Genomic DNA, 25,967 nt, shown 5'->3' with positions numbered 1-25,967 from the left:
TCGCCCGGTCAGAAGGCGACCTTCGGATCGACGTCGGCGGGTGCGTCGAGCTTGGCACCGACGCCGAGCTTCTCCTTGATCTTCTTCTCGATCTCGTTCGCCAGGTCGGGGTTGTCGCGCAGGAAGCCGCGCGCGTTCTCCTTGCCCTGGCCGAGCTGGTCGCCCTCGTACGTGTACCAGGCGCCGGACTTGCGGATGAACCCGTGCTCGACGCCCATGTCGATCAGGCCGCCCTCACGCGAGATGCCGACGCCGTAGAGGATGTCGAACTCGGCCTGCTTGAACGGCGGCGCCATCTTGTTCTTCACGATCTTGACGCGCGTGCGGTTGCCGACCGCGTCGGTGCCCTCCTTGAGGGTCTCGATGCGGCGGATGTCCATGCGGATCGACGCGTAGAACTTGAGCGCCTTGCCACCCGTGGTGGTCTCGGGCGAGCCGAAGAACACGCCGATCTTCTCGCGGAGCTGGTTGATGAAGATCGCCGTGGTGCCCGAGGAGTTGAGCGCGCCGGTGATCTTGCGCAGGGCCTGCGACATGAGACGGGCCTGGAGGCCGACGTGGCTGTCGCCCATCTCGCCCTCGATCTCGGCCTTGGGGACGAGCGCAGCGACCGAGTCGATGACCACGATGTCGATCGCGTTGGAGCGGATCAGCATGTCCATGATCTCGAGCGCCTGCTCACCGGTGTCCGGCTGGGAGACGAGCAGAGCGTCGGTGTCGACGCCGAGCTTCTTCGCGTACTCGGGGTCGAGCGCGTGCTCGGCGTCGATGAACGCCGCGATCCCGCCGGCGCGCTGCGCGTTGGCGACGGCGTGGAGAGCGACGGTCGTCTTGCCCGAGGACTCCGGGCCGTAGATCTCGACGACGCGGCCGCGCGGCAGGCCGCCGATGCCGAGCGCGATGTCGAGCGCGATCGAGCCCGTCGGGATGACCTCGACGGGGGCGCGCCCCTCGTCGCCGAGGCGCATGATCGAGCCCTTGCCGAACTGCCGGTCGATCTGTCCGAGCGCGGCCTCGAGGGCCTTCGTCCGGTCCTGGGGAGCTGCCATGTCACACCTCGTGGTCTCGAGCAGCGCGGTCGCTGCACCTCGTCTGGGGCTGGTCTGTTGACTGCGGGTGACGCTATGCCCGACCACCGACATCCGTCCGCGCACTGTCCACAGCCCGGGGCTCCCCGGCACTGGTGGACAGCCCTCCGCCCGGTCGGCCCGGGTCGCAGGAGCGCTGACGTCCTCACCGCGCACCACGTTACCCGAACAGGTGTTCGATGCGGCGCGACACGCCGGGCGTGCTTCCGACGCCTGACGGGACCCGGTGCGGGGTCGCGCCGGCGCGGTGCCCGGCGTCAGCGACGCCCCCACGCTGCCTGCGGTCAGCGCCGGGGCGGTGCCTGCCGTGCGGCCGAGCCCCAGCGCCGGCCCTCGGGGATCTCCATCGCGTCACACAGCGCGTGCCAGACGTTGCGCGGCTCCTCGCCGTCGTCGAGGGCCTGCACCGCGGTCCGCCCCTGCAGCTCGAACAGGACGAGGTCGCGCGCGAGCGCGCGACCGTGCGCGCTGCCGAGCACCTCGTCGACCAGCTGCCAGAACTCGCGGTATCGCACGGCACCAGCCTGCCACCCGCCACCCCCGCTCGCGCCCACGGCGCGGGCCCGGACGTGTGACGTCGCCGGTCGAGGTGTCCGGGCCACGGCGCGTCGGGCCGCCGGCCGGGAGCCCTGCCGACGCTCGACCGGCCGGTGTGGGCGCAGCCAGCCACAATGGCCCGGTGGACGAGGCGACGCAGGCCGCGGAGGTGCTCGGGCGCTTCTCCGCGCCCACCCGGGACTGGTTCACGGGCGCGTTCGCCGGTCCGACGACGGCGCAGGTCGGGGCGTGGGAGGCGGTCTCCTCGGGCGAGCACGCGCTGGTCGTCGCACCGACGGGCTCCGGCAAGACGCTCGCGGCGTTCCTGTGGGCGCTCGACGGCCTCCTCGGCGGCCCGGCACCGGGCACCCAGGCGCCGGCCGGCCCCGCGTCGGCCCCGCCCGCGGAGCCCGAGGACCCGATCCAGCGGTGCCGTGTGCTGTACGTGTCCCCGCTCAAGGCGCTCGCGACCGACGTCGAGCGCAACCTGCGCTCGCCGCTCGTCGGCATCCGCCAGGCCGCCACCCGCGCGGGCCGCCCGATCGCCGACGTGAGCGTCGGCGTCCGCACGGGCGACACGCCGCCCGCCGAGCGCCGCGCGTTCGCGACCAAGCCGCCCGACATCCTCATCACGACGCCCGAGTCGCTGTTCCTCGTCCTCACCTCGGCCGCGCGCGCCGGGCTCTCGGGCGTGCGCACGGTGATCCTCGACGAGATCCACGCCGTCGCCGGGACCAAGCGCGGCGCTCACCTCGCCGTCTCGCTCGAGCGGCTCGACGCGCTCCTGGACCGACCGGGCGGCCCCGGACCGGCGCAGCGCATCGGCCTGTCCGCGACCGTCCGTCCCGTCGACGCGGTCGCCGCGTTCCTCGGCGGCGCGCGGGCGCACGCGGACGGCGGCCGGCGGGTCGTCGTCGTGCAGCCCCCGTCGACGAAGCGCATCGAGGTCGACGTCGTCGTGCCCGTGCCCGACCTCGCGGACCTGGCTTCGGCGCCGGCCGTGGGCACCCCGGGCCCCGACGCCCTCCCGCCCGGCGAGGTCGACCTGACCGGCCCCGCCGCGGGTGCGCCGCCGCGCCCGTCGATCTGGCCCCACGTCGAGGAGCGCGTCGTCGACCTCGTGGCCGAGCACCGCTCGACCCTCGTCTTCACGAACTCGCGGCGCGGGGCCGAGCGGCTCACGGCCCGCATGAACGAGGTGTGGGCCGAGCGCCAGGGCGAGGACGTGCCCGACCCCGGCGAGCTGCAGCCGGCCGCGGCGCCCGCGCAGTCGGGCACCGCGGTCGGGGTCGACACCCGGGACGCCGCGACGATCCTCGCCCGCGCGCACCACGGGTCGATGAGCCGGGCGGAGCGCACCCGGACGGAGACCGAGCTCAAGGCCGGGCGGCTGCCGGCGGTCGTCGCGACGAGCTCGCTCGAGCTCGGCATCGACATGGGCGCGGTCGACCTCGTCGTCCAGGTCGGTGCTCCCCCGTCGGTCGCCAGCGGGCTCCAGCGCGTGGGACGCGCCGGCCACCAGGTCGGCGCGGTCTCGCACGGGATCATGTTCCCGACGTTCCGCGGGGAGCTCGTGCCCGCCGCCGTGACCGCCACGCGCATGCGCCGCGGCGAGCTCGAGGCGCTGCACGTGCCCGCGAACCCGCTCGACGTGCTCGCGCAGCAGGTCGTCGCGATGGTCGCGACCGAGGACTGGAGCGTCGCGGACCTGGCGGCGGTCGTCCGGCGGGCCGCCCCGTACAGCGGGCTCGGTGACGCGACGCTGCACGCGGTCCTGGACATGCTCGCGGGCCGCTACCCGAGCGAGGAGTTCGCCGAGCTGCGGCCCCGGATCGTCTGGGACCGCGCGCGCGACGTGCTCAGCGGCCGACCCGGGGCGCTGCGCCTCGCGGTGACGAGCGGCGGGACGATCCCGGACCGCGGGCTGTACGGGGTGTTCCTCGCGAGCGGGGCGACGACGAGCGACGTCCCGGTCGACGCCGAGCGCACGGGCGGCCAGCTGCGCGGCGGCAAGCGCGTCGGCGAGCTCGACGAGGAGATGGTCTACGAGTCGCGGGTCGGCGACACGTTCACGCTCGGGTCGAGCACGTGGCGCATCGACGACATCACCCCCGACCGCGTGCTCGTCACCCCGGCGCCCGGCGTCCCCGGGCGCCTCCCGTTCTGGAAGGGCGACGCTCCGGGCCGGCCCGCGGAGCTCGGCCGGGCGATGGGCGCGTGGGTGCGTGAGGTCGCCGCGAAGCCCGACGAGGAGGCGCGCGCGCAGGTCTCCGCGGCGGGGCTCGACCCCTGGGCGACCGACAACCTGCTGTCCTACCTGCGGGAGCAGGAGGCCGCCGCGGGTCAGCTCCCGACCGACACCACGCTCGTCGTCGAGCGCTTCCGCGACGAGCTCGGGGACTGGCGCGTCGTGCTGCACTCCCCGTACGGGGCGCGCGTGCACGCGCCCTGGGCGCTGGTCATCGCCGCCCGGCTGCGCGAGCGGTTCGGCGTCGACGCCGCGGCGATGCACTCCGACGACGGGATCGTGCTGCGCCTGCCGGACATGCTGAGCTCGGACGCGGCGTTCCCGCTCGGGGACGGGCTCGGCGCGCGCTGGGCCGACGACGCCGAGGCGCCGCCGGTCGGCACCGACGACCTGCTCGTCGACGCCGACGAGGTCGCGGACGCCGTGCGCGGCGAGCTCGGCGGCTCCGCGATGTTCGGCGCACGCTTCCGGGAGGCCGCGGCACGCGCGCTCCTGCTCCCCCGGCGTCGCCCCGACAAGCGCCAGCCGCTGTGGCAGCAGCGCCAGCGCTCGGCGCAGCTGCTCAGCGTCGCGGCGCAGTACCCGGAGTTCCCGATCCTGCTCGAGGCGGTCCGTGAGTGCCTCCAGGACGACTTCGACGTCGCGGCGCTCACGACGCTCATGCGCGACGTCGCGGCCCAGAAGATCCGCGTCGTCGAGGTCACGACGACCACCCCGTCGCCGTTCGCGCAGTCGTTGCTCTTCGGGTACACCGCGCAGTTCCTGTACGACGGCGACGCGCCGCTCGCCGAGCGCCGGGCCGCCGCGCTCACGCTCGACCCGACGCTGCTCGCGGAGCTGCTCGGCGCGGGCCAGTCGCAGCTCGCCGACCTGCTCGACCCCGTCGCGGTCCAGCGCACCGAGGCCGAGCTCGCGGGGACGGCCCCCGACCGTCAGGCGCGCACGCTCGAGGCCCTCGCCGACGTCGTCCGCCGACACGGCCCGCTGACCACCGCCGACGCGCAGGCGCGGACCGTCGAGGGCGAGCGCGCGCACGTCCCCGGCTGGCTCGCCGAGCTCGAGACGGCCCGGCGCGTGCTCCGGGTCCGGCTCGGCGGGGTCGAGGCGGAGCGGGGCGAGCAGTGGGCGGCGATCGAGGACGCGGGGCGCTTGCGCGACGCCCTCGGGGTCGCGCTGCCCGTCGGCGTGCCCGAGGTGTTCACGGAGGTCCGGCCCGACCCCCTGGGCGACCTGGTGCGCCGCCACGCCCGCACGCACGGGCCGTTCCCCGCGGCACAGGTCGCCGCCCGGTTCGGGCTCGGCGTCGCGGTCGTGACCGAGGTGCTGCGCCGCCTCGAGCAGACCGGCGTCCTCGTGCAGGGCCGCCTGCGCCCCGACGAGCTCGGCGGGACCGGCGACGAGTACTGCGACGCCGAGGTGCTGCGGACCCTGCGCCGCCGCTCGCTCGCGGCGCTGCGGGCCGAGGTCGAGCCGGTCGACCAGCAGGCGCTCGGGGTGTTCCTGCCGCGGTGGCAGGGCATCGACCCGAGCCCACGACGCACCGGGGGCCTGCGCGGCATCGACGGCCTCGCCCGGGCCGTCGAGCAGCTCGCGGGCGCCGCCGTCCCGGCGTCGGCGCTCGAGACGCACATCCTGCCGGTCCGCGTCGCGGACTACTCCCCCGCGATGCTCGACGAGCTCACCGCCGCGGGCGAGGTGCTGTGGGCCGGCCACGGCGCGCTGGCCGGGCACGACGGGCTCGTGAGCCTGCACCCCGCGTCCGTCGCGGACCTCACGCTGCCCCCGGCCGTGCCGGTCGAGGCCGACGGGTTCCTCGACACGCCGCTGCACCGGGCGACGCTCGCCGCGCTCGCGGGCGGGGGCGCGTACTTCGTTGGTGGATTGCTCACCCGGGTCCGGGAGATCCTGGCCGCCGAGGAGACGTCGGAGCCGGGCGCGCCGGCGGGCGCCGAGACGATGTCGGGGGCCAGGTCCGCGTCGGCGACCGGAGGCGCGGTGCCCTCGGCTCCGGCGGTCGATCCCGGCACCGACGGCGCTCCCACGGTGTCCCAGACCACGCTCACCGCTGCGCTGTGGGACCTCGTCTGGGCCGGTCACGTGACGAACGACGGCCTCGCCGTCCTGCGGGCACGCCTCGGCACGGGTGCCACGGCACACCGCACCAAGGCCCCGGCGGCGCGCAGCCGGAACCTCGGCGGCGCGGCCCGCTTCGGTCTGCGCTCGGGGTCCCTCGCCCCTCGCGGGACGCCCAGGCCCGGCTCCGCGCTGCTCGCCGAGGCCGGCGGCCGGTGGTCGCTGCTGCCGGAGCGCGAGAGCGACCCGACGCTGCGGGCGCACGCCCTCGCGGCCCAGCTCCTCGACCGGCACGGCGTCCTGACCCGCGCCGTCGCACCCGCCGAGGGCGTCACGGCGCAGTTCGGCGCCGTGTACCGCGTGCTCGCGGCGCTCGAGCAGGCCGGCCAGGTCCGCCGCGGGTACTTCGTGGAGCACCTCGGCGGCTCGCAGTTCGCGCTGCCCGGCGCGGTGGACCGGCTCCGGGAGGACGCCCGCACGGTCGAGCGTGCGCGCGAGCAGGCGGCCGAGAGCGCCGACGACGCGGTGGGGGCGCCCGGGTCCGCCGACCCGTGGTCCCCGGCCCCGCACCAGCCCGAGCGGACCCGGTTCGTCGTGACGCTCGCGGCGACCGACCCCGCCAACCCGTACGGCGCGGCGCTCGCGTGGCCCCTGCCCTCCGCTGCCGACGGCCTCGCACCCGGCGCGACGGGCCTGCACCGCCCGGGACGCAAGGCCGGTGCCGTGGTCGTGCTGGTCGACGGCGCGCTCGTGCTCTACGTCGAGCGCGGGGGGCGCACGGTGCTCACGTTCACGCAGGACCCGGCGCTGCTCGACGTGGCGGCGGGCCGGCTCGCCGACGCGGTGCGCACCGGCAACCTCGGGCGCATGACGCTGCACCGCGCCGACGGGGCCGCGCTGCTCGAGGCCGAGGCGCTGCGCAGCCCGCTCGGGCGCGCGCTCGCCGCTGCCGGGTTCGCGCCGACACCCCGCGGCCTGCGCCTGCGCGGCCAGGCATGAGACGCCGCCCGCACGGCGCACGACCCAGGGCCGGCCGTGCCCGAGGGTGACATCCTGCGGCGCACCGCGACGCGCATGGACCTCGCGCTCGCCGGGCGTGTGCTCGTGCGCGCCGAGCTCCGCTGGCCGTCGGCGGCGACCGTCGACCTCGTCGGTCGGACCGTGCTGGAGAACGTGTCCTACGGCAAGCACCTGCTCACGCGCTTCGACGACGGGCGGACGCTGCACACCCACCTGCGCATGGAGGGGTCGTGGCGGATCGCGCGCACCGGGACCCGAGACGCCCGGGCGTCCGGCACCTGGGTCCGCGCGGTGCTCGGGAACGAGCTGTGGACGACCGTGGGCGAGCGCCTCGGGATGCTCGACGTGGTGCCCACGAGCGAGGAGCACACGCTCGTCGGGCACCTGGGACCCGACATCCTCGCGCCCGACTTCCCGACCGTGGGGCTCGTCGAGGGGCTGCGGCGCTGGGGCGAGCGCGGGTCGGAGCCTGTGTGCGACGTCATGCTCGACCAGCGGGTCGTTGCCGGGATGGGCACGATCTACATGGCCGAGCCGCTCTTCGCGGTCGGGCTCTGGCCGTGGACGCCGGCGGACGAGGTGCCGGACCCCGAGCGCCTGCTCGCAGTGGCGCGCGCGATGATGCTGCGCTCGGTCGAGGCCCGCATCCCGACCGCGACCGGCGAGCAGGGCTTCCGGGCGACGAGCCGGGTCCACGGCCGCGCGGGGCAGCCGTGCCGACGCTGCGGCACGCCGATCGAGAAGGGGCAGGCACGCAAGCCCCCGATGGAGCGTCCGGTCTTCTACTGCCCGCGCTGCCAGCACCCCTGACCGGGCGCACCGGGCGTGGGTCCGTGCCACGCCCGCGCGGCGCGCGCGCCGCGGTGTGCGTGCCGGAGCACGTGCCGGCGCCGACGGCGTGCGCACGCGGCGACGAGCGCAGCTGCGGGGCACCGGCCCCGGACGCACGAAACCCGCGGTCGCGCAGCGGCACGCGACCACGGGTCCGTCGTCTCAGCCGGCTGCGAGGAGCTCCTCGGGCCGGACGTCAGGTCTCAGCCGATCGGAGCGAGCTCCGAACGGGGTCGGGCCCAACCACCGTCGGCGGGTCCGCCGAACGACGCAGTCAGGTCCGCAGGGACGGTGTCCGGGATCAGCAGACCCTCGGCCACGGCGACACGGTCGCTCACCTCACGGAGCACGAGCGACAGGGGCACGTCGAGCGCGTCGCAGATGCTGCCGAGCAGCTCCGACGACGCCTCCTTCTGACCCCGTTCCACCTCACTCAGGTACCCGAGGGACACCCGAGCCGCGGAGGACACCTCACGCAGGGTGCGACCCTGCCGCTGCCGGGCATCCCGCAGCACATCGCCGATCTCGCGGCGCAGTACGACCATCTGGCGTCCCCCTCTCGCGTCTCGATCCTCACCCTGTGCGGGCGTCGGGAGCGAGGACCTGGTCCCGACCCCCACCGTGACGCCCGTACGTCCCCTCGCGGGGATACTTCCACCGTACCTCGCGCCGCTCGTGCGCGCGGTCCCGGGTCGAGCCGCCGGTCTGGTGTTCATCACGACCATCCCAACGCCCATGGTGACCCGGGTGTTCCCCCCGCCGCAGCGCCTGCACACGACATTCACCCCATGGGAGCGACAAGATCACGCGCGAGCGCCAGCACGGCGTCGCGGGCGCCCTCGCGGACCTGCGTCCGGTCCCCGGGCAGCACGAGCGCCCGCACGTGCGCGCCGGCGGGACCGACGACGGAGACGAACACCGTGCCCGGCGCCTGGCCGTCCTGCGGGTCGGGGCCTGCCACCCCGGTGGTCGCGAGCCCCACGTCGGCTCCCATGCACGCCCGTACGCCCTCCGCCATCGCGTACGCGACGTCGGGGTCGACCGCGCCGCGGACCTCGAGCAGGCGCCGGTCGACGCCCAGCAGCGATGCCTTGAGGTCGGTGGCGTAGGCGACGACCCCGCCGCGGACCACCTGCGACGCCCCGGGCACGGCCACGAGCTCGGCGACGACCAGACCCCCGGTGAGCGACTCCGCGACCGCGACGGTCCACCCGCGCAGCGCGAGCCTCGCGAGCAGCCGCTCGGCGACCCGCGCGGGACGGGGCCGGGCGCCCGGGGCGGCGCCGTACGGCGAGTCGGTCATGCGCGACGCGGCCCGGTCAGTGCGCGGTCGCCGGCGGCCGGTGCTCGGCGCGCCGCACCCGCAGCGCGGTGCGCACGTAGTCCACCCCGGTCGCGAGCGTCACCGCGACGGCGGCGGCCATGACGACCGCCGCGACGACCTCGACCACGCCCGGCAGGTGGTCGAGCGGCAGGAGGTACAGGCCGATCGCGACCGACTGCAGCACCGTCTTCGCCTTGCCGCCGCGCGACGCGGGGAGCACGAGGTAGCGCAGCAGGAACAGCCGCAGGACCGTGATCGCGAGCTCGCGCGCGAGCACGACCGCGGTGACCCACCAGGGCAGGTCCCCGAGGTAGGACAGCACGACGAACGCCGTCCCGATGAGCAGCTTGTCCGCGATCGGGTCGAGGATCTTGCCGAGGTCCGTCACGAGGTTCGAGCGGCGGGCGATGTGCCCGTCGAACCGGTCCGTGACCGCCGCGAGGACGAAGATCCCCGTCGCGACGAGCCGCCAGCGCACCGTGTGGCCGCCGTCGGCCAGGAGCGCAGCGGCGAAGAACGGCACGAGCACGATCCGCAGGACGGTCAGCGCATTCGCGACGTTCATTCGGGAGGGGACGGCGGGAACCACGTCGACAGCCTACGGGTGCGTCGGGGACACCGGCGCCCCGAGCGGCCCGGGGCGACGCACGGCCCGGCGCACCGCGCGGCCGTGCACCGGCGTCACCGCGTCCCGAAGCCGAGGCGCCCGGGGTCGACCTCGTCGTCCGCGTCGTCGTGGTAGTCCGTGGCCACGGGCGGGTCCCCCGGCATCGCGCCGTCGGAGGACGCGTACCGGTCCTCGGCGGGCGCGGACACCGGCGGCTCCCCGTGGTCGCCGCGCAGCATCGCGAGCGTGCCCGGCAGGTCGTCCGGCTGGACGAGCACCTCACGGGCCTTGGAGCCCTCGGACGGGCCGACGATCTCGCGCGACTCGAGCAGGTCCATGAGCCGCCCTGCCTTCGCGAAGCCGACGCGCAGCTTGCGCTGGAGCATCGAGGTCGACCCGAACTGGGTCGTCACGACGAGCTCCGCGGCCTGCAGCAGCAGGTCGAGGTCGTCGCCGATGTCCTCGTCGACCTGCTTCTTGGCCACCGTGACGGCGACGTCCTCGCGGTAGCTGGGCTTGAGCTGCTTCTTGACGTGCTCGACGACGGCGTGGATCTCGCTCTCGGAGACCCACGCTCCCTGCGTGCGCATCGGCTTCGCGGCGCCCATGGGGAGGAACAGCGCGTCACCCTGCCCGATGAGCTTCTCGGCGCCGGGCTGGTCGAGCACGACGCGCGAGTCCGTCAGCGACGACGTCGCGAACGCGAGCCGCGACGGCACGTTGGCCTTGATGAGCCCGGTCACGACGTCGACGCTGGGCCGCTGCGTCGCGAGGACCAGGTGGATGCCGGCGGCGCGCGCGAGCTGCGTGATGCGCTGGATGGACGCCTCGACATCGCGCGGGGCGACCATCATGAGGTCCGCGAGCTCGTCGACGATGACCAGCAGGTACGGGTACGTCGCGATCTTGCGCTCGGAGCCCGGCAGCGGCTTGACCTTGCCGGCGCGCACGGCGGTGTTGAAGTCGTCGACGTGCTTGAACCCGAACATCGCGAGGTCGTCGTAGCGCGCCTCCATCTCGCGCACGACCCACTCGAGCGCCTCGGCGGCCTTCTTGGGGTTCGTGATGATGGGCGTGATGAGGTGCGGGATGCCCTCGTAGATCGTGAGCTCGACGCGCTTGGGGTCGACGAGCACCATGCGGACCTCGTCGGGCGTCGAGCGCATGAGGACCGAGACGATCATCGAGTTGACGAAGCTCGACTTGCCCGCGCCGGTCGCGCCGGCGACGAGCAGGTGCGGCATCTTGGCGAGGTTGGCGACGACGTACCCGCCCTCGACGTCCTTCCCGACGCCGATGACCATGGGGTGCTCGCTGCGGCGCGCGGCGCTCGAGCGCAGCACGTCGCCGAGCGAGACCGTCTCGCGGTCGGTGTTGGGGATCTCGATGCCGATCGCGGACTTGCCCGGGATCGGGGAGAGGATGCGCACGTCGGCGCTCGCGACGGCGTAGGCGATGTTCTTCGAGAGGGCCGTGACCCGCTCGACCTTGACCGCGGGTCCGAGCTCGACCTCGTAGCGCGTGACGGTGGGCCCGCGCGTGAAGCCGGTGACCTGGGCGTCGATCTCGAACTGGTCGAGCACGGTCGTGAGCGCCTCGACGACGCGGTCGTTCGCGGCGGAGCGGACCTTGTGCGGGGCACCCTTCGCGAGCACCTCCTCCGACGGCAGCGTGTACAGCACGTCGCCCTCGAGCATCGGCTGCTCCCCGCGCGGCACGGGGGCCGTCGGCGGCGGGGCGAGCGGGCGGCGGGCCGCCGCGGCGGGTGCGCCCGCGGCGGGCATCGCCGTCGTCGGCGTCGCGTCGGCCTGCGCGGCGGCCTCGGCCTCGGCGGCCTCCCGCTCGGCCTCCTCACGCGCGGCCACGATCGCCGCCCGCTCGAACGCCTCGTCGCCCTCGTAGCCGTCGAGCAGCTCGGTGTCCCCGAGGTCCGGCGGGCCCTCGGCGCGGGACTTGCGCAGCCCGAGGCGGCCACGGGCCTTCTTCTTCGGCGGCGCCTCGATCTCGGGGAGAGCGCTGTGACCCGCGTTGATCACGAGCGGCGCGTCGTCGTCGAGCGGCTGCTCGAGCACCCGCTGGTTCCCGGTGAGCCGGTCGTACCCGGCGCGCAGGCGCGGGCCGATCTGGTGCACGGGCGTCGCGGTCACGACGAGGACGCCGAAGAACGCGAGCAGCACGAGCAGCGGGACGGTGACCCACGCGGTGAGCAGGCTCTCGAGCGGGGTCGCGACGAGGTAGCCGATCACTCCCCCCGCGGCCTGCACCGGTCCGAAGCCGTCGGCGGGCGCGGGGAGGCCGGCCTCGAGGTGGATCCCGCCGCACGCGGCGAGCCCGATCGCGGAGAACCCGATGCCGATGCGCGAGTTGGCCTGCGCGAGCTCGGGGTGGCGCATGAGGCGCACCGCGGTCGCCAGGAGCGCGACGGGGACGGCGACGCCGACCTGGCCGAACGTCCCGGCGACGACGTCGTGGATGACGTCGCCCGCGGTGCCGGACAGACCCCACCACTCGCGCGCCGCGACGACGATCGCCAGTGCGAGGAGCGTGAAGGCGATGCCGTCGCGCCGGTGCGCGGGGTCCAGGTCGCGCGCTCCCTGCCCGACGCGGCGCGCGGTGCCGCCCAGCAGGTGCGCGCAGCCCATCCACACGCCGCGCACGATCCGCAGCGGGAGGGCCGGGCGGTGCGGCAGCGGCTGCTTGGGCGCCCGGCCGGCGGGGCGGGTCGAGGCGCCGCGCGCACCGGTCCGCGCAGCCCCCCGGGCCGGGGACGACGAGGCGGACCCGCCCGCACGGGGGGTCGAGGAGGACGTACGGGTCGCCATGGTCCTCACGGTAGCGGCGGCGGGGCCCTGCAGCCGGGAGCGCCGGTGCGCGTGCGTGTCGGTCGGGGCCCGGCGCCGGTCCGGCCCCGCTCCGGCACGGCCACGCTCCTCACGCCGTGAGCAGGCCGATCCCGAGCGTCACGACCCCGGCGGCGAGGACGGTCGCGCCCACGGGCAGCAGCGCGACCCACCGGCTCGGGCGCTCCCGCCCGGGCCCCATCGCGGAGAAGAAGAACCCCAGGGGCATGACGACGGCGGCGACGAGCACGCCGGTCTGCGCGAGCCAGCGCGCGACGCCCGAGAGCGCCGTGGCCTCGCCGAGCAGGAGGCATACGAGGCCCAGGGTCACGAGCACGCCGGCGTGCGCGTGACCCGCGCGGTAGAAGCCGCGCTGGAACTCGGTCACCGGCACCTTCCCGGTCCCGACCCGGACCAGGAAGTACCCGCCGGACTCGATCGCGACGATGCTGAGCGCGACGATCCCGGCGGTGGTCCGGGCGGCCTCCGTGAGCTCGATCATGATTCCTCCTCGGTTTACGAACAGCGTTATAGAACACCGTTCGTGAACTCGCGTCAAGCGATCTACACTCGCCGCATGCCCCGACCGCGACTGCACGACGACGCGCTGCGCGAGCGGCTGCTCGAGGTCGCGTCCGCCGCCATCTCCCGGTCCGGGGTCGACGCCCTGCGGGTGCGTGACGTGGCCGCGAACGCCGGCACGTCCGCCTCGGCCGTCTACGCGCTGTTCGGCGGTCGGGACGAGCTCGTGCGCGCGGTCGGGGACGAGGCGTTCCGCCGGTTCGCCGCGCACCTCGCGCGCGTCGACGCGACGGACGACGCCGCGGCGGACCTCCTGGCCCTCGGCGTGGCGTACCGCAGGAGCGCGCTCACGGACCCGCACTTCTACCGGGTGATGTTCGAGGCCGCGCGCGTGGGGGCGCAGGAGCCGACCCAGGGACCGGCCACCGAGCACCCGACCTTCGTCGTGCTCCGCGAGGCGGTCGAGCGCGTGCTCGCGGCGAGCCGGGCACCGCGCCGCGACCACGACGCGCGCGAGCTCGCCGTGCAGCTCTGGGGGCTCGTGCACGGGCTCGTCGGGCTCGAGCTCGCCGGCCTGCTCCCCGGCGGACCGGCCGAGCAGGACGAGCGGTTCCGCAGCGCGCTCGGCGCGGTGGGGACCGCGGTGTTCGCGGCCGCGCGCGAGGACGCCTAGGCCACGATGTTCGCGGCCGCGCGAGGACGCGCAGGCCACGGACCGCGTCGGCGACCGGTCGGGCGTCGCGGGCCGACCAGGGTGGCTGTGCCGCCCCTTGCCGGCTCGCCGGCCGGACGTCCACGGCGGCCGCCGGCGGCCAGATGCCGCCGCTGCGCGACGAAGTCCTGCCGAAGTCGCCGCGCGGACGCAGGAGGCCGTCCAGGGCCGGTGCCGCGTGTCGGCGGCCGGTGGCACGCTGGCCCTGGAGGTGGCGGCATGGCGCGCGCGCGGACGACGGGCACGAGCGGGACGACGACGGGCGGGGGCGACCGGCGGGGCACCGGCGGCGGTGCACGTGCGGCCGCGGCGAGCGCCGCGTCCGACGCGGGTCCGGGCGTCCCGGTCAGCCGGGGGCAGGTCCTGCGGCACCGCGTCCGGGCACAGCAGCTCGACCGGCCCGGCGACGACGCCCGCCGGCCGGACGACGCCGACGTGCTCGACCTCGGCGTGCAGGACACCGGCACCGGCGGCGCCGCGTGGTCGCTCGCCAACCGCGGGGTCCCCGTCGCGGCCGACCCCGAGCGCTGGCCCGGCGAGCTCGCGCTCGCGTGGACGGTGCGCGGCGCGCCGCACGCCTACCGCCGGGCCGACCTCCCCGGCGTCGAGGTCGCGCTCCGCCCCTACTCCCCCGCCGACGCCGCCAAGCGCGTGTACGACGCGAGCAAGCCGCTGCACGAGGCCGGCATCGAGGTGCCGGACGCGCTCGCCGCCGTCGCCCGGGAGATGCGCCGCATCGTCGCGGAGCCCACGATCAAGGGCGAGATGTCGACCCGGCTGACCGCGGCGATGCCCGCGCCGTACCTGCGCTACTGCCGCCCGTGCGACGCGACGCACCTGTACGAGATGCCGTTCCGCCTCGCCGCGCTGCACGCGGGGCTCGAGCTCGAGCCCGGGACGTCACCGCCGGTCCTGCGCCCGGTCCCCGGCTGGCCACCCGACCACGTCGCCGACCTGTCCCCGGCTCCCGCCTCCGGCGCCGGGGCACCCGGCCCGGCGGCGGTCGACCGGCTCGACGTCGTGCGCGCCTACCTGCACCACCTCGGGCCCGCGACGCCCCACGACGTCGCGGGTTATCTCGACGCCACGCTCGCCGACGTCACCGCTCGCTGGCCGTCCGACGTGCGCGAGGTGGTCGTCGAGGGCGAGACGCGCTGGGTCCTCGAGGCGGACGCCGACGCCCTGCTCGCCGACGCGGGCACCGACCCCGGCGGCGACGATCCCGTCGTGCGCCTGCTCGGGCCGTTCGACCTCTACCTGCAGGCCCGCGACCGGGCGCTCCTCGTCGCGGACCCCGCGCGGCAGAAGGATCTCTGGCGCACGCTCGGCCGACCGGGTGCCGTCCTCGTCGACGGCGAGGTGCTCGGGACCTGGCGACCCAAGGCGTCGGGCCGGCGGCTCACCGTGGCGGTCGACGCCTGGGAGCGCTGGTCCCCGGCGGTCCAGCGGGCCGTCGAGGCGGAGCAGGAACGGCTCGCGGCGCACCGCGGGCTCACGCTCGTGCGGGCCGGCGCATGAGCCGCCGGGGCTGGGTGCTGCTCGTCGCCGTCGGTGTCGTCTGGGGAGTGCCCTACCTGCTCATCAAGGTCGCGGTCGAGGACGTCACGCCGCCGATGCTCGTGCTGGTCCGCACCGCGCTGGGCGCCCTCGTGCTGCTGCCGTTCGCGCTGCGCGGCGACGGCCTGCGCGCGCTGCGCGGTCGGTGGCGCGCCGTCGCCGCGTTCGCCGTCCTGGAGATCGTCGGTCCGTGGGTGCTCCTGTCCAACGCGGAGCGGACGCTCGCGAGCTCGACCACGGGGCTGCTCGTCGCCACCGTCCCGATCATGGCCGTCGTGCTGGGCCGCCTCGTGGGCGACCGGCTGCCCGTGGCGGGCGTGCGGTGGGCCGGTCTGGCGGTGGGCCTCGCCGGGGTCGCGGTCCTCGCCGGGCCCGGCTCCGGCGCCGCGGAGGCGTGGCCGCTCGCCCAGGTGCTCCTCGCCGCGCTCGGGTACGCCGCGGCGCCGATCATCGCGGCGCGGTCGCTGCAGGGGGTCCCGGCCGTGACCCTGACCGCGGTGTGCCTGTCGCTGTCGGCGCTCGTCTACCTTCCGGTCGTGCTGCTCACCGGGCCGCACCCGGTGCCCGGAGCAGCGGCGCTGGGGTCGCTGGCTGCGCTCGGGCTCGTGTGCACCGCGTTCGCGTTCGTGCTGTTCTTCCGCCTGATCAGCGAGGTCGGTGCGGCGCGCTCGACGCTCGTGGCGTACATCAACCCGCTCGTCGCGGTCGCGCTCGGCGCCGTGGTGCTCGACGAGCCGGTCACGGCCGCGGTCGTCGCCGCCGCGGTGCTCATCGTCGCCGGGTCCGCCGCGGCGTCCGTCCGGGGCCGGCCGCGCCGGAGGCCGCCGACCGGCGAGCCCGCCGCACCCGAGGTGGCACGCACCGCGGCCCCCGGCTGACCACGGCGGGAGGCCGCCGGCCCGAGCGGCACCGCCCCGACGCACGAGAGCCGGCGGGCGACGAGGTGGGACCCCGTCGGCCTGCCGGCTCCGGTGCGCGCTCGGCTACGCCTCGACGATGACCGGGATGATCATGGGGCGACGCCGCAGGCGGTTCGACACCCACCGGCCCACGATGCGCCGCACGACCTGCTGCAGCTGGTGGGTGTCGGACGCCCCGCCGCGTGCCGCGTCCTCGAGCGCCTGGACCAGCTCGGGCATGATGCCCTCGAACACCGCGTCGTCCTCCGCGAACCCGCGTGCCTGGATCTGCGGCCCGGCGAGGACCTTGCCGTCGGCCGAGCTGACGACGGCGAAGATCGAGATGAAGCCCTCCTCGCCGAGGATCCGCCGGTCCTTGAGCTCGACCTCGGTGATCTCCCCGACGCTCGAGCCGTCGACGTACACGTACCCGCACGGCACCGCGCCGACGACCCGCGCGCGCCCGTCGATGAGGTCGATGACGACGCCGTCCTCGGCGAGCACCACGCGGTCGGCCGGGACACCGGTCTTGACCGCGAGCGCCGCGTTCGCGACGAGGTGGCGGACCTCGCCGTGCACCGGCATGACGTTGCGCGGCTTGAGGATGTTGTAGCAGTACAGGAGCTCGCCGGCGCTCGCGTGCCCCGAGACGTGCACCTTGGCGTTGCCGCCGTGCACGACACGGGCACCGAGGCGGGTCAGCCCGTTGATCACCCGGTAGACGGCGTTCTCGTTGCCGGGGATGAGCGACGACGCGAGGATCACGGTGTCGCCGTGACCGACCGAGATCTTGTGGTCGTTGTTCGCGATCCGCGACAGCGCGGCCATCGGCTCGCCCTGCGACCCGGTGCACATGAGCACGACCTCGTCGTCGGGCAGCCGCTCGATCTGCTTCTGGTCGACGAGCACGTCGTCCGGCACCTTGAGGTAGCCGAGCTCGGCCGCGATCGTCATGTTGCGGACCATCGACCGGCCGACGAGCGCGACCTTGCGGCCGTGCGCGTGCGCGGCGTCGAGCACCTGCTGCACGCGGTGCACGTGCGAGGCGAACGACGCGACGATGATGCGCTTCGCGGAGTCGGCGAACACGCCGTCGAGCACGGGTCCGATCTCGCGCTCGCCCGTGACGAAGCCCGGGACCTCGGCGTTCGTCGAGTCGACCATGAACAGGTCCACGCCGGCCTCACCGAGCCGCGCGAACGCGCGCAGGTCGGTCACGCGACCGTCGAGCGGGAGCTGGTCCATCTTGAAGTCACCGGTGTGCAGGACCGTCCCGGCCCCGGTGCGCACCGCGACCGCGAGCGCGTCCGGGATCGAGTGGTTGACGGCGACGAACTCGCACTCGAAGACCCCGAGCTGCTCCGTCTGACCCTCGCGGACCGCGAGCGTCAGCGGGTTGATGCGGTGCTCCTTGAGCTTCGCCTCGACGAACGCGAGCGTGAGCTGCGACCCGACGAGCGGGATGTCGCGACGCAGGCGCAGGAGGTACGGCACCGCGCCGATGTGGTCCTCGTGGCCGTGCGTGAGCACGATCGCCTCGATGTCGTCGAGCCGGTCCCGGATGTACTCGAAGTCCGGGAGGATCAGGTCGACGCCGGGCTGGTGGTCCTCGGGGAAGAGCACGCCGCAGTCGATGACGAGCAGGCGGCCGGCGTACTCGAGGACGGCCATGTTGCGGCCGACCTCCCCGAGCCCGCCGAGAGCGACGACGCGCAGCGCACCCTCGGGAAGGGCGGGCGGCAGTGTCAGCTCGGGGTGGGGATGGCTCATGGTTCTCCTGGGTCAGCTGGGGACGACGTCGAGGAGGCCGGCGACGCGCACTCCGGCGCGCACCCCCTCCGCCTCGTCGTCGGAGGCGGCCACCAGCGGCAGCCGCATGTGTCGGTTCGGGATGAGGCCGAGGGCCTCGACGGCGGCCTTGGCGGCGACCGCCTGGAAGCCGGCTCCGTTGAGCGCGTCGATCGCCGGGACGATCGACCGGAAGACGTGCAGGGCACGGGCGGTGTCGCCGGCGTCGAAGGCGGCGGTGAGCTCGGCGAGGCGCGCGCCGGCGACGTGGCCGACGACGCTGACGATGCCGGCGGCGCCGTGCGCGAGCATCGCGAGGTAGGCGCTGTCGTCGCCGCAGTACCAGGCGAGGCCGGTGCGCTCGATCGCGGTCAGGCTCGCGTAGAGGTCGCCCGACGCGTCCTTGACGGCGATCACGCGGTCGTGGGCGGCGAGGCGGTCGAGCGTGTCCGCCGCGAAGCGCACCCCCGTGCGGCCCGGGACGTCGTAGAGCATGACGGGCAGCGGGGTCGAGTCCGCGACCGCGACGACGTGGCGGTACACGCCCTCCTGGGACGGCCGCGAGTAGTAGGGGCTCACGACGAGCAGCCCGTGCGCGCCGGCGTCGGCGGCCTGCTCGGCCATCCGGACGGCGTGCGCGGTGTCGTTCGAGCCGGCGCCCGCCACGATGCTCGCCCGGTGCCCGACCGCCTCGACGACGGCCGCGATGAGCTCTGCCTTCTCGGGTGCGTGCGTCGTCGACGACTCGCCGGTCGTGCCGTTGAGCACGAGCCCGTCGTGCCCGTGGTCGACGAGGTGGGTCGCGAGCCGGACGGCCGAGTCGACGTCGATCGCACCGTCCGGGGTCATCGGCGTGACCATGGCGGTGAGCACGGCACCGAACGGGCGCGCGGTCGAGGTGGCGCGAGGCATGGCCCCAAACTACCGTCCCGAGCCGCCCCGACGACCGTGCGTGCTCGTCAGGTGGTCCGCCGACGCGGCGCGCCCACCGGCCAGGACGTGCGTGACGGTGTGAGATCGGGGCTGCGCACCGACGCCCGACACCGGAGGACACCGTGCCCGCTCCCGACCGCCCGCTCGCCATCGCCCACCGCGGCGACCCGGTCGAGCACCGTGAGAACACCGTCGCCGCGGTGCTGGCCGCGGCCCGCCAGGGCGCCGACGCCATCGAGGTCGACGTCCAGCTCGCGGCGGACGGCACCGTCGTCGTCGTGCACGACGACACGTTCGCCCGGCTCTGGGACGACCCCCGGCCGGTCGCCGCGATGACGTGGCCGGAGATCGCTCGGCTCGGCGACGGCGACGTCCGCGTCCCCCGGCTCGCGGAGCTGCTCGAGGTCGCGGACAGCGCGGGCGTCCCGCTCGTGCTGGACCAGAAGCACCCCGTCGCCGCGCTGCCGGCCCTGCGCGTCGTGCGGCAGGCCCGCGCGGACGCGACCGCGTTCTGCGGCTCGACCGACGGCCTGCTCGAGATCCGGGCCGCCGCCCCGGGGGCGACCGTCTACCTCAACGACGACAGCATGACGCTGCCCGATGTCCGGCTCCTCGCGCAGCTGCGCCCGCAGCTCTACAACCCGTGGTTCCGGCTCCTGGCACCCGCGACCGTCGAGGCCATGGCGGCGTTCGGCATCCGCACGTGCTGCTGGACGCCGAACACCGACGCCGAGCTGCGCCTCGTGCTCGACCTCGGCGTCGACGCGGTCATGACCGACCGCGTGGGCCGGCTCGTCGAGCTCCTCGACGAGCGCGCGAGCGCGGACGGTCGCGACGGCCGCTGACCCGGCCGGGCCGAGGACGCGTCCGCCGGCCGGGCGACGCGTCCGCTCGTCGACCCTGTGACGGTCGCCGCGCCGATGCTCAGCGCGGCGCGCGCTCGTACGTCACGAAGCGGTACCGCAGCCCGTCCGGCCCGGTGGACGTGCACCAGCCCGCCGCGGGGACGCGCTCGACGACCTCCCACTCGCCGTCGACCACCGGGGCGTAGGTGTCACCGGCGAGCACCGCGTCGACCTCGGTCACCTCGAGGCGGTCGGCGCGGGCGATCGCGGCCTCGTAGACCGCCCCTCCCCCGATGACCCAGACGTCGCGGTCCCCGACCAGCGCGAGCGCGTCGGCGAGCGAGGGCGCGACGGTCGCGCCCTCGGCGATGTACCCCGGGCGGCGCGAGAGCACGACGTTCTCCCGGCCGGGCAGCGGGCGGAACCGCTCCGGCAGGGACTCCCACGTCGCGCGGCCCATGACGACCGGGTGCCCGGTGGTCAGCGCACGGAAGCGCGCCTGGTCCTCGGGCAGGCGCCACGGCAGGGTGTTCTCGACGCCGATGACGCCGTCGAGCGTCTGCGCCCAGATCAGGGCGATGCTGCTCACGGGGCGCGCCCGTCAGACGGCGATCGGCGCGGCGATGCGCGGGTGGTGGCGGTAGCCGACGACCTCGACGTGCTCGAGCGTGTACGCGTCGATCGACTCGGCGGGGCGCAGCGCGAGCGTCGGGTACGGGTAGGGCTCGCGCGTGAGCTGCTCGCGGACCTGGTCGACGTGGTTGTCGTAGATGTGGCAGTCCCCACCGGTCCACACGAGGTCGCCGACCTCGAGGCCCGTCTGCTGGGCGACCATGTGCGTCAGCAGCGCGTACGACGCCAGGTTGAACGGCACGCCCAGGAACAGGTCCGCGGAGCGCTGGTAGAGCTGGCACGAGAGCCGGCCGTCGGCCACGTAGAACTGGAACAGCGCGTGGCACGGGGCGAGCGCCATCGACGGGATGTCCGCCACGTTCCACGCCGAGACGACGTGGCGGCGTGAGTCGGGGTCGCGGCGGATCGCCTCGATGACCTGCGCGAGCTGGTCGACCTCGCCGCCGCCCGGCGTCGGCCACGAGCGCCACTGCACGCCGTACACCGGGCCGAGGTCGCCGTCGGCGTCGGCCCACTCGTCCCAGATCGTCACGCCCTGCTCGCGGAGCCAGCCGACGTTCGAGTCGCCGCGCAGGAACCACAGCAGCTCGAGGACGACCGACTTGAGGTGCACGCGCTTCGTCGTGACGAGCGGGAACCCGGCGGAGAGGTCGTAGCGCAGCTGGTGACCGAAGAGGCTGCGCGTCCCCGTCCCGGTGCGGTCCGACTTGGGGGTCCCGGTCTCGAGCACGAGCCTCAGGAGGTCCTCGTACGGGGTCGTCACGGGCATCGTGGCCGCTTCCGTCATGGCGCCATCCTAGGCTCCGTAGCGCCGGCCCCGACGCCGCGCCACACTGGCCCGATGACCTCCACCACGCTGCCCGCCGCCGTCGCCGAGCGCGTCCCGACCGGTCTCCTGATCGACGGGACCTGGCGCCCCGCCACCTCGGGGGCCACGTTCGCGGTGACCGACCCTGCCACGACCGACACGATCCTCGACGTCGCCGACGCGGGGCCCGACGACGCGCTCGCGGCCCTCGACAGCGCCGACCGCTCCTGGGCGGAGTGGCGCGCCGTCGCCCCTCGCGAGCGCTCCGAGCTGCTGCGTGCGGTCTACGAGGCCCTCGTCGCGCGCACCGACGACGTCGCGGCCCTCGTCACCGCGGAGGGCGGCAAGCCGCTCGCCGAGTCGCGCGCCGAGGTCGCGTACGCCGCCGACTACGTGCGCTGGTACGCCGAGCAGGCCGTGCGGATCAACGGGCTCACGCGCAAGGCGCCCGCGGGCAGCAACCACCAGCTGGTCCTGCGCCGCCCGGTGGGTCCCGCGCTGCTCATCACGCCGTGGAACTTCCCCATCGCCATGATCACGCGCAAGGTCGCCCCAGCCCTCGCCGCGGGCTGCCCGGTCGTGATCAAGCCCGCGCAGCTCACGCCGCTCACGACGTCGTTCTTCGCGGAGATCGTGCGCGCCGAGCTCGAGGCGCGCGGGCTGCCGACGGGCGTCGTCAACGTCGTGCCGAGCTCCTCGGCGCGCGCGCTGACCGAGCCGCTCCTCGCCGACCCGCGCCTGCGCAAGCTCTCCTTCACGGGTTCGACCGAGGTCGGCCGCACGCTGCTCGCGGGCGCCGCTCAGCGCGTCCTGCGGACCTCGATGGAGCTCGGCGGGAACGCCCCGTTCCTGGTGTTCGACGACGCGGACGTCGCCGCCGCCGTCGAGGGCGCGGTGACCGCCAAGATGCGGAACTCGGGGCAGACGTGCGTCGCCGCGAACCGGTTCCTCGTGCAGGAGGGCGTCGCCGAGGAGTTCACCGCCGCACTGACCGAGGCCTTCGACCGGCTCGTCGTCGGGCACGGCGCGGACGAGGGCACGACCGTCGGACCGCTGATCGAGAAGTCCGCGGTCGACCGCGTCGAGGAGGTCGTCACCGCGGCGGTCGACGGCGGGGCCCGGGTGCGCACGGGCGGCGCCCGGCCCGAGCTGCCGCTCGCGGGCCACTTCTACGCCCCGACCGTGCTCAGCGGTGTCTCCCCCGACGACCGGGTCGTCACCGAGGAGGTCTTCGGGCCCGTCGCCTCGGTGCTCACCTTCGGCTCCGAGGCCGACGCGGTCGAGCTCGCCAACGGCACCGACTTCGGGCTCGTGGCCTACGCGTTCACGCGCGACGTGGGACGCGTCATGCGCCTCGCGGAGCAGGTCGAGGCCGGGATGCTCGGGGTGAACCGCGGGCTCGTGTCGGACGCGAGCGCGCCGTTCGGCGGCGTCAAGCAGTCCGGGCTCGGTCGCGAGGGCGGCGAGGCCGGCATCGAGGAGTACCTCGAGTCGACGTACGTGTCGCTCTGACGGGCCGCGCACGGGCGGGGCGCCGCGTCTGCTGCGTGTGCGACAGTGACGGCGTGACGACCGACGACCGTCGCGCCGAGGTGCGCGCCGCGATCCGCCAGGCCGTCTCGGTGTCGGTCGCGACCGGGCTGTACGGGGTGTCCTTCGGGGCGCTCGCGGTCGCCGCCGGTCTCGACCTGCCGCAGACGATGGCCCTGAGCCTGCTGATGTTCTCGGGTGGCTCCCAGTTCGCGTTCATCGGCGTCGTGGGCACCGGGGGCGCGTTCGGCGCCGCGGTGGCGACCGCGGGGCTGCTCGGGGTCCGCAACGGTCTCTACGGCGTCCAGGTCGCCCCGCTGCTCGGGGCCCGCGGCGTCCGGCGGACGGTGGCGGCTCAGCTCACGATCGACGAGTCGACCGCGGTCGGCACCGCGCACGCCGACCCGCAGGCCGCCCGGGCGGGGTTCTGGTGGACGGGGGTCGGGGTCTTCGTGCTGTGGAACACGTTCACGGTCGTCGGCGCCCTGCTGGGCGACGCGCTCGGCGACCCGCGCCGGTACGGGCTCGACGCGGCCGCGGCTGCGGCGTTCCTCGCCCTCGTCTGGCCCCGGCTCGCGACGGGGCCGGCCCGGGTCGTCGCCGCGGTCGCGGTCGTGGTCGCCCTCGCGCTCACGCCGCTCGCGCCCGCCGGCATCCCGGTCCTCGCGGCGGCCGCGGTGGCGATCGTGCTCGGCTGGCGCACCCCCGCCCGGGAGGCACGCGGATGAGCGACTACACCCTGACGTGGCTGGCGATCCTCGCCGCCTCCGCGGTGTGCTTCGCGATCAAGCTCGTCGGCCACCTGGTGCCCGAGCACTGGCTGGCCGAGCCGCGCGTCGCTCGCACCGCCGCGCTGGTCACCGTCGCGCTGCTCTCCGCGCTCGTCGGCGTGCAGACGCTGACCGAGGGCCGGGCGCTCGTCCTCGACGCCCGCGTGCCGGCTCTCGCGGTCGCCGGCGTCGCGCTCGCGCTGCGGGCACCGTTCGTGGTGGTCGTCGCGGCCGCCGCCCTCACGGCCGGGGTGCTGCGCGCGTTCGGGATGCCCTGAGGCCCGCCGTCCCGGCCCGTTGGTAGCCTGCCTCGGACGAGCGCATCGCGGCCCGTCCGGTCGCACCGCCCCACCGACCTCCCCTCGCTCCCCCGGAGACCCGTCGTGCCCCTGACCCCGCTCCATGCCGCACGACCGCACGCCGCGCACGCCTGATGGCGCTGTTCAGCGAGCAGGCGGACGTCTCCGTCCGCCCCGCCGTCCCGGGCGACGAGCTCGCCATCGCCGCGATCCAGCTCGCCGCGTGGCGCGTCGCCCACGCCGAGACGCTCGGGGCCGACGTGCTCGACCGGCTCGACGGTGCGGCGTTCGCCGAGCGCTGGGCCCGAGCGATCACGTCGCCCCCCGCTCCCGGCTACCGGGTGCTCGTCGCGTGCGAGGGCGCGGACGTCGTCGGCTTCGCCGCTGTCGCTCCGCTGCCGGCACCCGAGGAGACCCCGCTCGCCGCCCCGGGCGGGGAGCTGCTCAGCCTGGAGGTCGCACCGGGCTCCCAGCGCGCCGGTCACGGGTCCCGGCTGCTCGCCGCGGCGGTCGACCTCCTCCGCGAGGACGGCGCCGCGCACGTGCAGACGTGGGTGCTCGACGGCGACTCCGGGCGCGCCCGGTTCCTCGCCTCGGCCGGCCTCGGCGCCGACGACTCCGTCCGCGCGCTGGCGACCGGCACCGGGCCGGACGGCGAGCCGCTCAGCGTCCACGAGCACGGCTGGTCCGCGAGCATCTGAGGCGGAGCGGGCGCTCGGGGACCGGGTGCCGCGCCGGCGTCGTGCCGGACCGCTGCCGTGCTCGTCGAGAGCCGCGACCGGCGCCCTACCGCCCCCGGTGCAGCCGAGCCGCGGCGCGCAGGGCCGCCCGGGCGCGGCGCCGGTCCCCCGACGCGTCGTACGCGAACGCCAACCGGTACCACGACCCCCAGTCGTCGGGCGTGGCCTCGGTCTGCGCCCGCACGACCTCGAACGCCGCGTCCGCCGCCACCCGGTCGATCCGCCCGCCCGGTGAGCGCGGCAGGTCGTCGACCATCAGCCCGCCCGTCGCCGCGAGCTCGTCGGCCATGCGCTGGACCTGCACCGCGAGGCGCCACTCGCGGGCGACGAACCACGCGGCGATCAGCGGCAGGACGAGGATGGCGGCGCCCAGCACGATCCCCACCGGGTCCCCGGTCCGCAGCAGCGCGACACCGCGCACGGCGACGACCCACACGTAGAGGCCGAGCAGTACCGTCAGCGCGAGGGCGCCGGCGATCGCACGCCACCGCCGCGACGTGGACCGGGCCGGTGCGCCCGTCACCGCGTCACCCGAGGTCCAGCACGTGCTCGAGGCCCACCGTCAGCCCCGGGTGGTCGGCGACCACCCGGACGGCGTGCACGACGCCCGGCATGAAGCTCTCGCGGTCGAAGGAGTCGTGCCGGATCGTCAGCTGCTCGCCGCGGTTGCCGAGCAGGATCTCCTCGTGCGCCGTCAGGCCGCGCAGCCGCACGGCGTGCACCCGCACACCGTCGACGTCCGCGCCCCGAGCGCCCTCGAGCGCCGTCGTCGTCGCGTCGGGGCTCGGCCCGACGCCGGCGCGGGCCCGTGCGGCGGCGACCGCCCGGGCGGTGTGCAGCGCCGTCCCGGAGGGGGCGTCGACCTTGTCGGGGTGGTGCAGCTCGACGACCTCGACCGACTCGAAGTAGCGCGCGGCCCGCGCCGCGAACGTCATCGCGAGCACCGCGCCGAGCGCGAAGTTCGGGGCGACCAGCACCCCGACCCCGGGCCGCGTCGTGAGCTGGGCGCGGACCGCGTCGAGCGCGTCGGCGGTCCAGCCGGTCGTCCCCACGACCGCGTGCACGCCCGCGTCGACGAGCGCCCGCACGTTCTCGGCTGTCGCGGCCGGCACCGTGAAGTCGACGGCGACCTGGGCCCCCGCGGACCTCACCGCCGCGCCCACGTCGTCCCCCGCGTCGAGCGCCGCGACGAGCTCGAGGCCCGGCGCCGCCTCGACGGCGCGGACGACCGTCGACCCCATGCGTCCTGCGGCCCCGAGGACGGCGACCCTGATCTGCTCGCTCACGGGTGACCACCCTAGTCGCCGTGCCGCACCGGGCCGCCCGGTGACGAGGTGCCGTGCGGCTCACCCACCCCGGACGC

23 protein-coding genes are annotated in these 25,967 nt (G+C 75.6%); 10 read left to right on the top strand and 13 right to left on the bottom strand.

Annotated elements, in window-relative coordinates; translation table 11 throughout:
* Positions 1–8 precede the first annotated feature (8 nt).
* Together recA and NXY84_RS08880 are read right to left on the bottom strand one after the other, a co-directional pair.
* Positions 9–1,049 carry a recombinase RecA gene (gene recA, locus NXY84_RS08885; RefSeq protein WP_258726725.1) on the bottom strand — a complete coding sequence of 347 codons (1,041 nt, stop codon included), beginning with the start codon at positions 1,047–1,049 and terminating at the stop codon, positions 9–11.
* Positions 1,050–1,372: 323 nt separating this feature from the next.
* Positions 1,373–1,603, bottom strand: coding sequence for a DUF3046 domain-containing protein (locus NXY84_RS08880; protein ID WP_258726724.1), 231 nt, complete (start codon positions 1,601–1,603; stop codon positions 1,373–1,375).
* A 164-nt stretch (positions 1,604–1,767) separates the two neighbouring features.
* On the opposite strand from NXY84_RS08880, the gene NXY84_RS08875 reads away from it, so the two are divergent.
* Positions 1,768–6,945, top strand: a complete 5,178-nt coding sequence (locus tag NXY84_RS08875) for an Lhr family helicase (RefSeq protein ID WP_258726723.1) — start codon at positions 1,768–1,770, stop codon at positions 6,943–6,945.
* A 36-nt stretch (positions 6,946–6,981) separates the two neighbouring features.
* The gene (locus NXY84_RS08870) at positions 6,982–7,776 is read left to right on the top strand and encodes an Fpg/Nei family DNA glycosylase (protein ID WP_258726722.1); all 795 of its coding nucleotides are present in this window, start codon (positions 6,982–6,984) and stop codon (positions 7,774–7,776) included.
* 224 nt (positions 7,777–8,000) lie between these two features.
* Here the strand turns inward: NXY84_RS08870 and NXY84_RS08865 are convergent, their stop codons facing one another.
* The 5 genes from NXY84_RS08865 to NXY84_RS08845 all read right to left on the bottom strand — a co-directional run bounded on the left by NXY84_RS08865 (position 8,001) and on the right by NXY84_RS08845 (position 13,070).
* The gene (locus NXY84_RS08865) at positions 8,001–8,342 is read right to left on the bottom strand and encodes a helix-turn-helix domain-containing protein (protein ID WP_141372363.1); all 342 of its coding nucleotides are present in this window, start codon (positions 8,340–8,342) and stop codon (positions 8,001–8,003) included.
* 236 nt (positions 8,343–8,578) lie between these two features.
* Positions 8,579–9,100, bottom strand: coding sequence for a CinA family protein (locus NXY84_RS08860; RefSeq protein ID WP_258726721.1), 522 nt, complete (start codon positions 9,098–9,100; stop codon positions 8,579–8,581).
* Positions 9,101–9,116: 16 nt separating this feature from the next.
* Positions 9,117–9,686: a CDP-diacylglycerol--glycerol-3-phosphate 3-phosphatidyltransferase gene (gene pgsA / locus NXY84_RS08855; RefSeq protein ID WP_258726720.1), complete on the bottom strand. Its 570-nt coding sequence runs from the start codon at positions 9,684–9,686 to the stop codon at positions 9,117–9,119.
* Between the two features lie 116 nt (positions 9,687–9,802).
* Positions 9,803–12,550: an FtsK/SpoIIIE family DNA translocase gene (locus NXY84_RS08850; RefSeq protein WP_258726719.1), complete on the bottom strand. Its 2,748-nt coding sequence runs from the start codon at positions 12,548–12,550 to the stop codon at positions 9,803–9,805.
* 109 nt (positions 12,551–12,659) lie between these two features.
* Positions 12,660–13,070 (bottom strand): hypothetical protein, encoded by a 411-nt coding sequence (locus NXY84_RS08845; RefSeq protein WP_258726718.1) that lies wholly within the window; start codon positions 13,068–13,070, stop codon positions 12,660–12,662.
* A gap of 75 nt (positions 13,071–13,145) precedes the next feature.
* Here NXY84_RS08845 and NXY84_RS08840 point away from each other — a divergent pair, with 75 nt between their 5' ends.
* The 3 genes from NXY84_RS08840 to NXY84_RS08830 all read left to right on the top strand — a co-directional run bounded on the left by NXY84_RS08840 (position 13,146) and on the right by NXY84_RS08830 (position 16,237).
* Positions 13,146–13,763, top strand: coding sequence for a TetR/AcrR family transcriptional regulator (locus NXY84_RS08840; protein ID WP_258726717.1), 618 nt, complete (start codon positions 13,146–13,148; stop codon positions 13,761–13,763).
* A gap of 258 nt (positions 13,764–14,021) precedes the next feature.
* Positions 14,022–15,320 (top strand): winged helix DNA-binding domain-containing protein, encoded by a 1,299-nt coding sequence (locus NXY84_RS08835; protein ID WP_258726716.1) that lies wholly within the window; start codon positions 14,022–14,024, stop codon positions 15,318–15,320.
* Complete coding sequence (locus NXY84_RS08830; RefSeq protein WP_258726715.1) at positions 15,317–16,237, top strand: DMT family transporter; 921 nt, start codon at positions 15,317–15,319, stop codon at positions 16,235–16,237. Before NXY84_RS08835 ends, NXY84_RS08830 begins: the two co-directional genes overlap by 4 nt.
* A gap of 105 nt (positions 16,238–16,342) precedes the next feature.
* On the opposite strand, the gene NXY84_RS08825 is transcribed toward NXY84_RS08830, so the two are convergent.
* Together NXY84_RS08825 and dapA are read right to left on the bottom strand one after the other, a co-directional pair.
* Entirely contained in the window at positions 16,343–18,028 is a 1,686-nt protein-coding gene (locus NXY84_RS08825; protein WP_258726714.1) for a ribonuclease J, read from the bottom strand.
* A gap of 12 nt (positions 18,029–18,040) precedes the next feature.
* Positions 18,041–18,958, bottom strand: a complete 918-nt coding sequence (gene dapA, locus NXY84_RS08820) for a 4-hydroxy-tetrahydrodipicolinate synthase (protein WP_258726713.1) — start codon at positions 18,956–18,958, stop codon at positions 18,041–18,043.
* A 143-nt stretch (positions 18,959–19,101) separates the two neighbouring features.
* Here dapA and NXY84_RS08815 point away from each other — a divergent pair, with 143 nt between their 5' ends.
* A complete protein-coding gene (locus tag NXY84_RS08815; RefSeq protein WP_258726712.1) occupies positions 19,102–19,824 on the top strand; it encodes a glycerophosphodiester phosphodiesterase in 723 nt (240 codons plus the stop codon).
* A gap of 79 nt (positions 19,825–19,903) precedes the next feature.
* Here NXY84_RS08815 and NXY84_RS08810 read toward each other — a convergent pair whose 3' ends face one another.
* Positions 19,904–20,413, bottom strand: coding sequence for a dihydrofolate reductase (locus tag NXY84_RS08810; protein WP_258726711.1), 510 nt, complete (start codon positions 20,411–20,413; stop codon positions 19,904–19,906).
* A 12-nt stretch (positions 20,414–20,425) separates the two neighbouring features.
* Entirely contained in the window at positions 20,426–21,244 is an 819-nt protein-coding gene (locus NXY84_RS08805) for a thymidylate synthase (RefSeq protein ID WP_258726710.1), read from the bottom strand.
* 54 nt (positions 21,245–21,298) lie between these two features.
* On the opposite strand from NXY84_RS08805, the gene NXY84_RS08800 reads away from it, so the two are divergent.
* The 4 genes from NXY84_RS08800 to NXY84_RS08785 all read left to right on the top strand — a co-directional run bounded on the left by NXY84_RS08800 (position 21,299) and on the right by NXY84_RS08785 (position 24,565).
* Positions 21,299–22,777, top strand: a complete 1,479-nt coding sequence (locus NXY84_RS08800) for an NAD-dependent succinate-semialdehyde dehydrogenase (RefSeq protein ID WP_258726709.1) — start codon at positions 21,299–21,301, stop codon at positions 22,775–22,777.
* A 53-nt stretch (positions 22,778–22,830) separates the two neighbouring features.
* Positions 22,831–23,523: an AzlC family ABC transporter permease gene (locus NXY84_RS08795; protein WP_258726708.1), complete on the top strand. Its 693-nt coding sequence runs from the start codon at positions 22,831–22,833 to the stop codon at positions 23,521–23,523.
* On the top strand, positions 23,520–23,843 hold the full coding sequence (locus NXY84_RS08790; RefSeq protein ID WP_258726707.1) for an AzlD domain-containing protein: 324 nt from the start codon (positions 23,520–23,522) through the stop codon (positions 23,841–23,843). The genes NXY84_RS08795 and NXY84_RS08790 overlap by 4 nt, the downstream gene beginning before the upstream one ends.
* Before the next feature lie 155 nt (positions 23,844–23,998).
* Positions 23,999–24,565 (top strand): GNAT family N-acetyltransferase, encoded by a 567-nt coding sequence (locus NXY84_RS08785; RefSeq protein ID WP_258726706.1) that lies wholly within the window; start codon positions 23,999–24,001, stop codon positions 24,563–24,565.
* A gap of 85 nt (positions 24,566–24,650) precedes the next feature.
* On the opposite strand, the gene NXY84_RS08780 is transcribed toward NXY84_RS08785, so the two are convergent.
* Together NXY84_RS08780 and dapB are read right to left on the bottom strand one after the other, a co-directional pair.
* The gene (locus NXY84_RS08780; protein ID WP_258726705.1) at positions 24,651–25,127 is read right to left on the bottom strand and encodes a hypothetical protein; all 477 of its coding nucleotides are present in this window, start codon (positions 25,125–25,127) and stop codon (positions 24,651–24,653) included.
* Positions 25,128–25,131: 4 nt separating this feature from the next.
* The gene (gene dapB, locus NXY84_RS08775; RefSeq protein WP_258726704.1) at positions 25,132–25,890 is read right to left on the bottom strand and encodes a 4-hydroxy-tetrahydrodipicolinate reductase; all 759 of its coding nucleotides are present in this window, start codon (positions 25,888–25,890) and stop codon (positions 25,132–25,134) included.
* Positions 25,891–25,967: the final 77 nt, after the last annotated feature.

Origin of the sequence: Cellulomonas sp. NS3 (genome assembly GCF_024757985.1) — a bacterium.
Taxonomy (GTDB): domain Bacteria; phylum Actinomycetota; class Actinomycetes; order Actinomycetales; family Cellulomonadaceae; genus Cellulomonas_A.
This window is presented reverse-complemented; position numbering and strand designations above follow the sequence as displayed.

Excerpts from the sequence above, each read along its gene's own strand:
- recA (WP_258726725.1), bottom strand. The coding sequence starts at position 1,049 with ATGGCAGCTCCCCAGGACCGGACGAAGGCCCTCGAGGCCGCGCTCGGA.
- NXY84_RS08865 (WP_141372363.1), bottom strand. The coding sequence starts at position 8,342 with ATGGTCGTACTGCGCCGCGAGATCGGCGATGTGCTGCGGGATGCCCGG.
- NXY84_RS08860 (WP_258726721.1), bottom strand. The coding sequence starts at position 9,100 with ATGACCGACTCGCCGTACGGCGCCGCCCCGGGCGCCCGGCCCCGTCCC.
- pgsA (WP_258726720.1), bottom strand. The coding sequence starts at position 9,686 with ATGAACGTCGCGAATGCGCTGACCGTCCTGCGGATCGTGCTCGTGCCG.
- NXY84_RS08850 (WP_258726719.1), bottom strand. The coding sequence starts at position 12,550 with ATGGCGACCCGTACGTCCTCCTCGACCCCCCGTGCGGGCGGGTCCGCC.
- NXY84_RS08845 (WP_258726718.1), bottom strand. The coding sequence starts at position 13,070 with ATGATCGAGCTCACGGAGGCCGCCCGGACCACCGCCGGGATCGTCGCG.
- NXY84_RS08840 (WP_258726717.1), top strand. The coding sequence starts at position 13,146 with ATGCCCCGACCGCGACTGCACGACGACGCGCTGCGCGAGCGGCTGCTC.
- NXY84_RS08835 (WP_258726716.1), top strand. The coding sequence starts at position 14,022 with ATGGCGCGCGCGCGGACGACGGGCACGAGCGGGACGACGACGGGCGGG.
- NXY84_RS08830 (WP_258726715.1), top strand. The coding sequence starts at position 15,317 with ATGAGCCGCCGGGGCTGGGTGCTGCTCGTCGCCGTCGGTGTCGTCTGG.
- NXY84_RS08825 (WP_258726714.1), bottom strand. The coding sequence starts at position 18,028 with ATGAGCCATCCCCACCCCGAGCTGACACTGCCGCCCGCCCTTCCCGAG.
- dapA (WP_258726713.1), bottom strand. The coding sequence starts at position 18,958 with ATGCCTCGCGCCACCTCGACCGCGCGCCCGTTCGGTGCCGTGCTCACC.
- NXY84_RS08805 (WP_258726710.1), bottom strand. The coding sequence starts at position 21,244 with ATGACGGAAGCGGCCACGATGCCCGTGACGACCCCGTACGAGGACCTC.
- NXY84_RS08800 (WP_258726709.1), top strand. The coding sequence starts at position 21,299 with ATGACCTCCACCACGCTGCCCGCCGCCGTCGCCGAGCGCGTCCCGACC.
- NXY84_RS08790 (WP_258726707.1), top strand. The coding sequence starts at position 23,520 with ATGAGCGACTACACCCTGACGTGGCTGGCGATCCTCGCCGCCTCCGCG.
- NXY84_RS08785 (WP_258726706.1), top strand. The coding sequence starts at position 23,999 with ATGGCGCTGTTCAGCGAGCAGGCGGACGTCTCCGTCCGCCCCGCCGTC.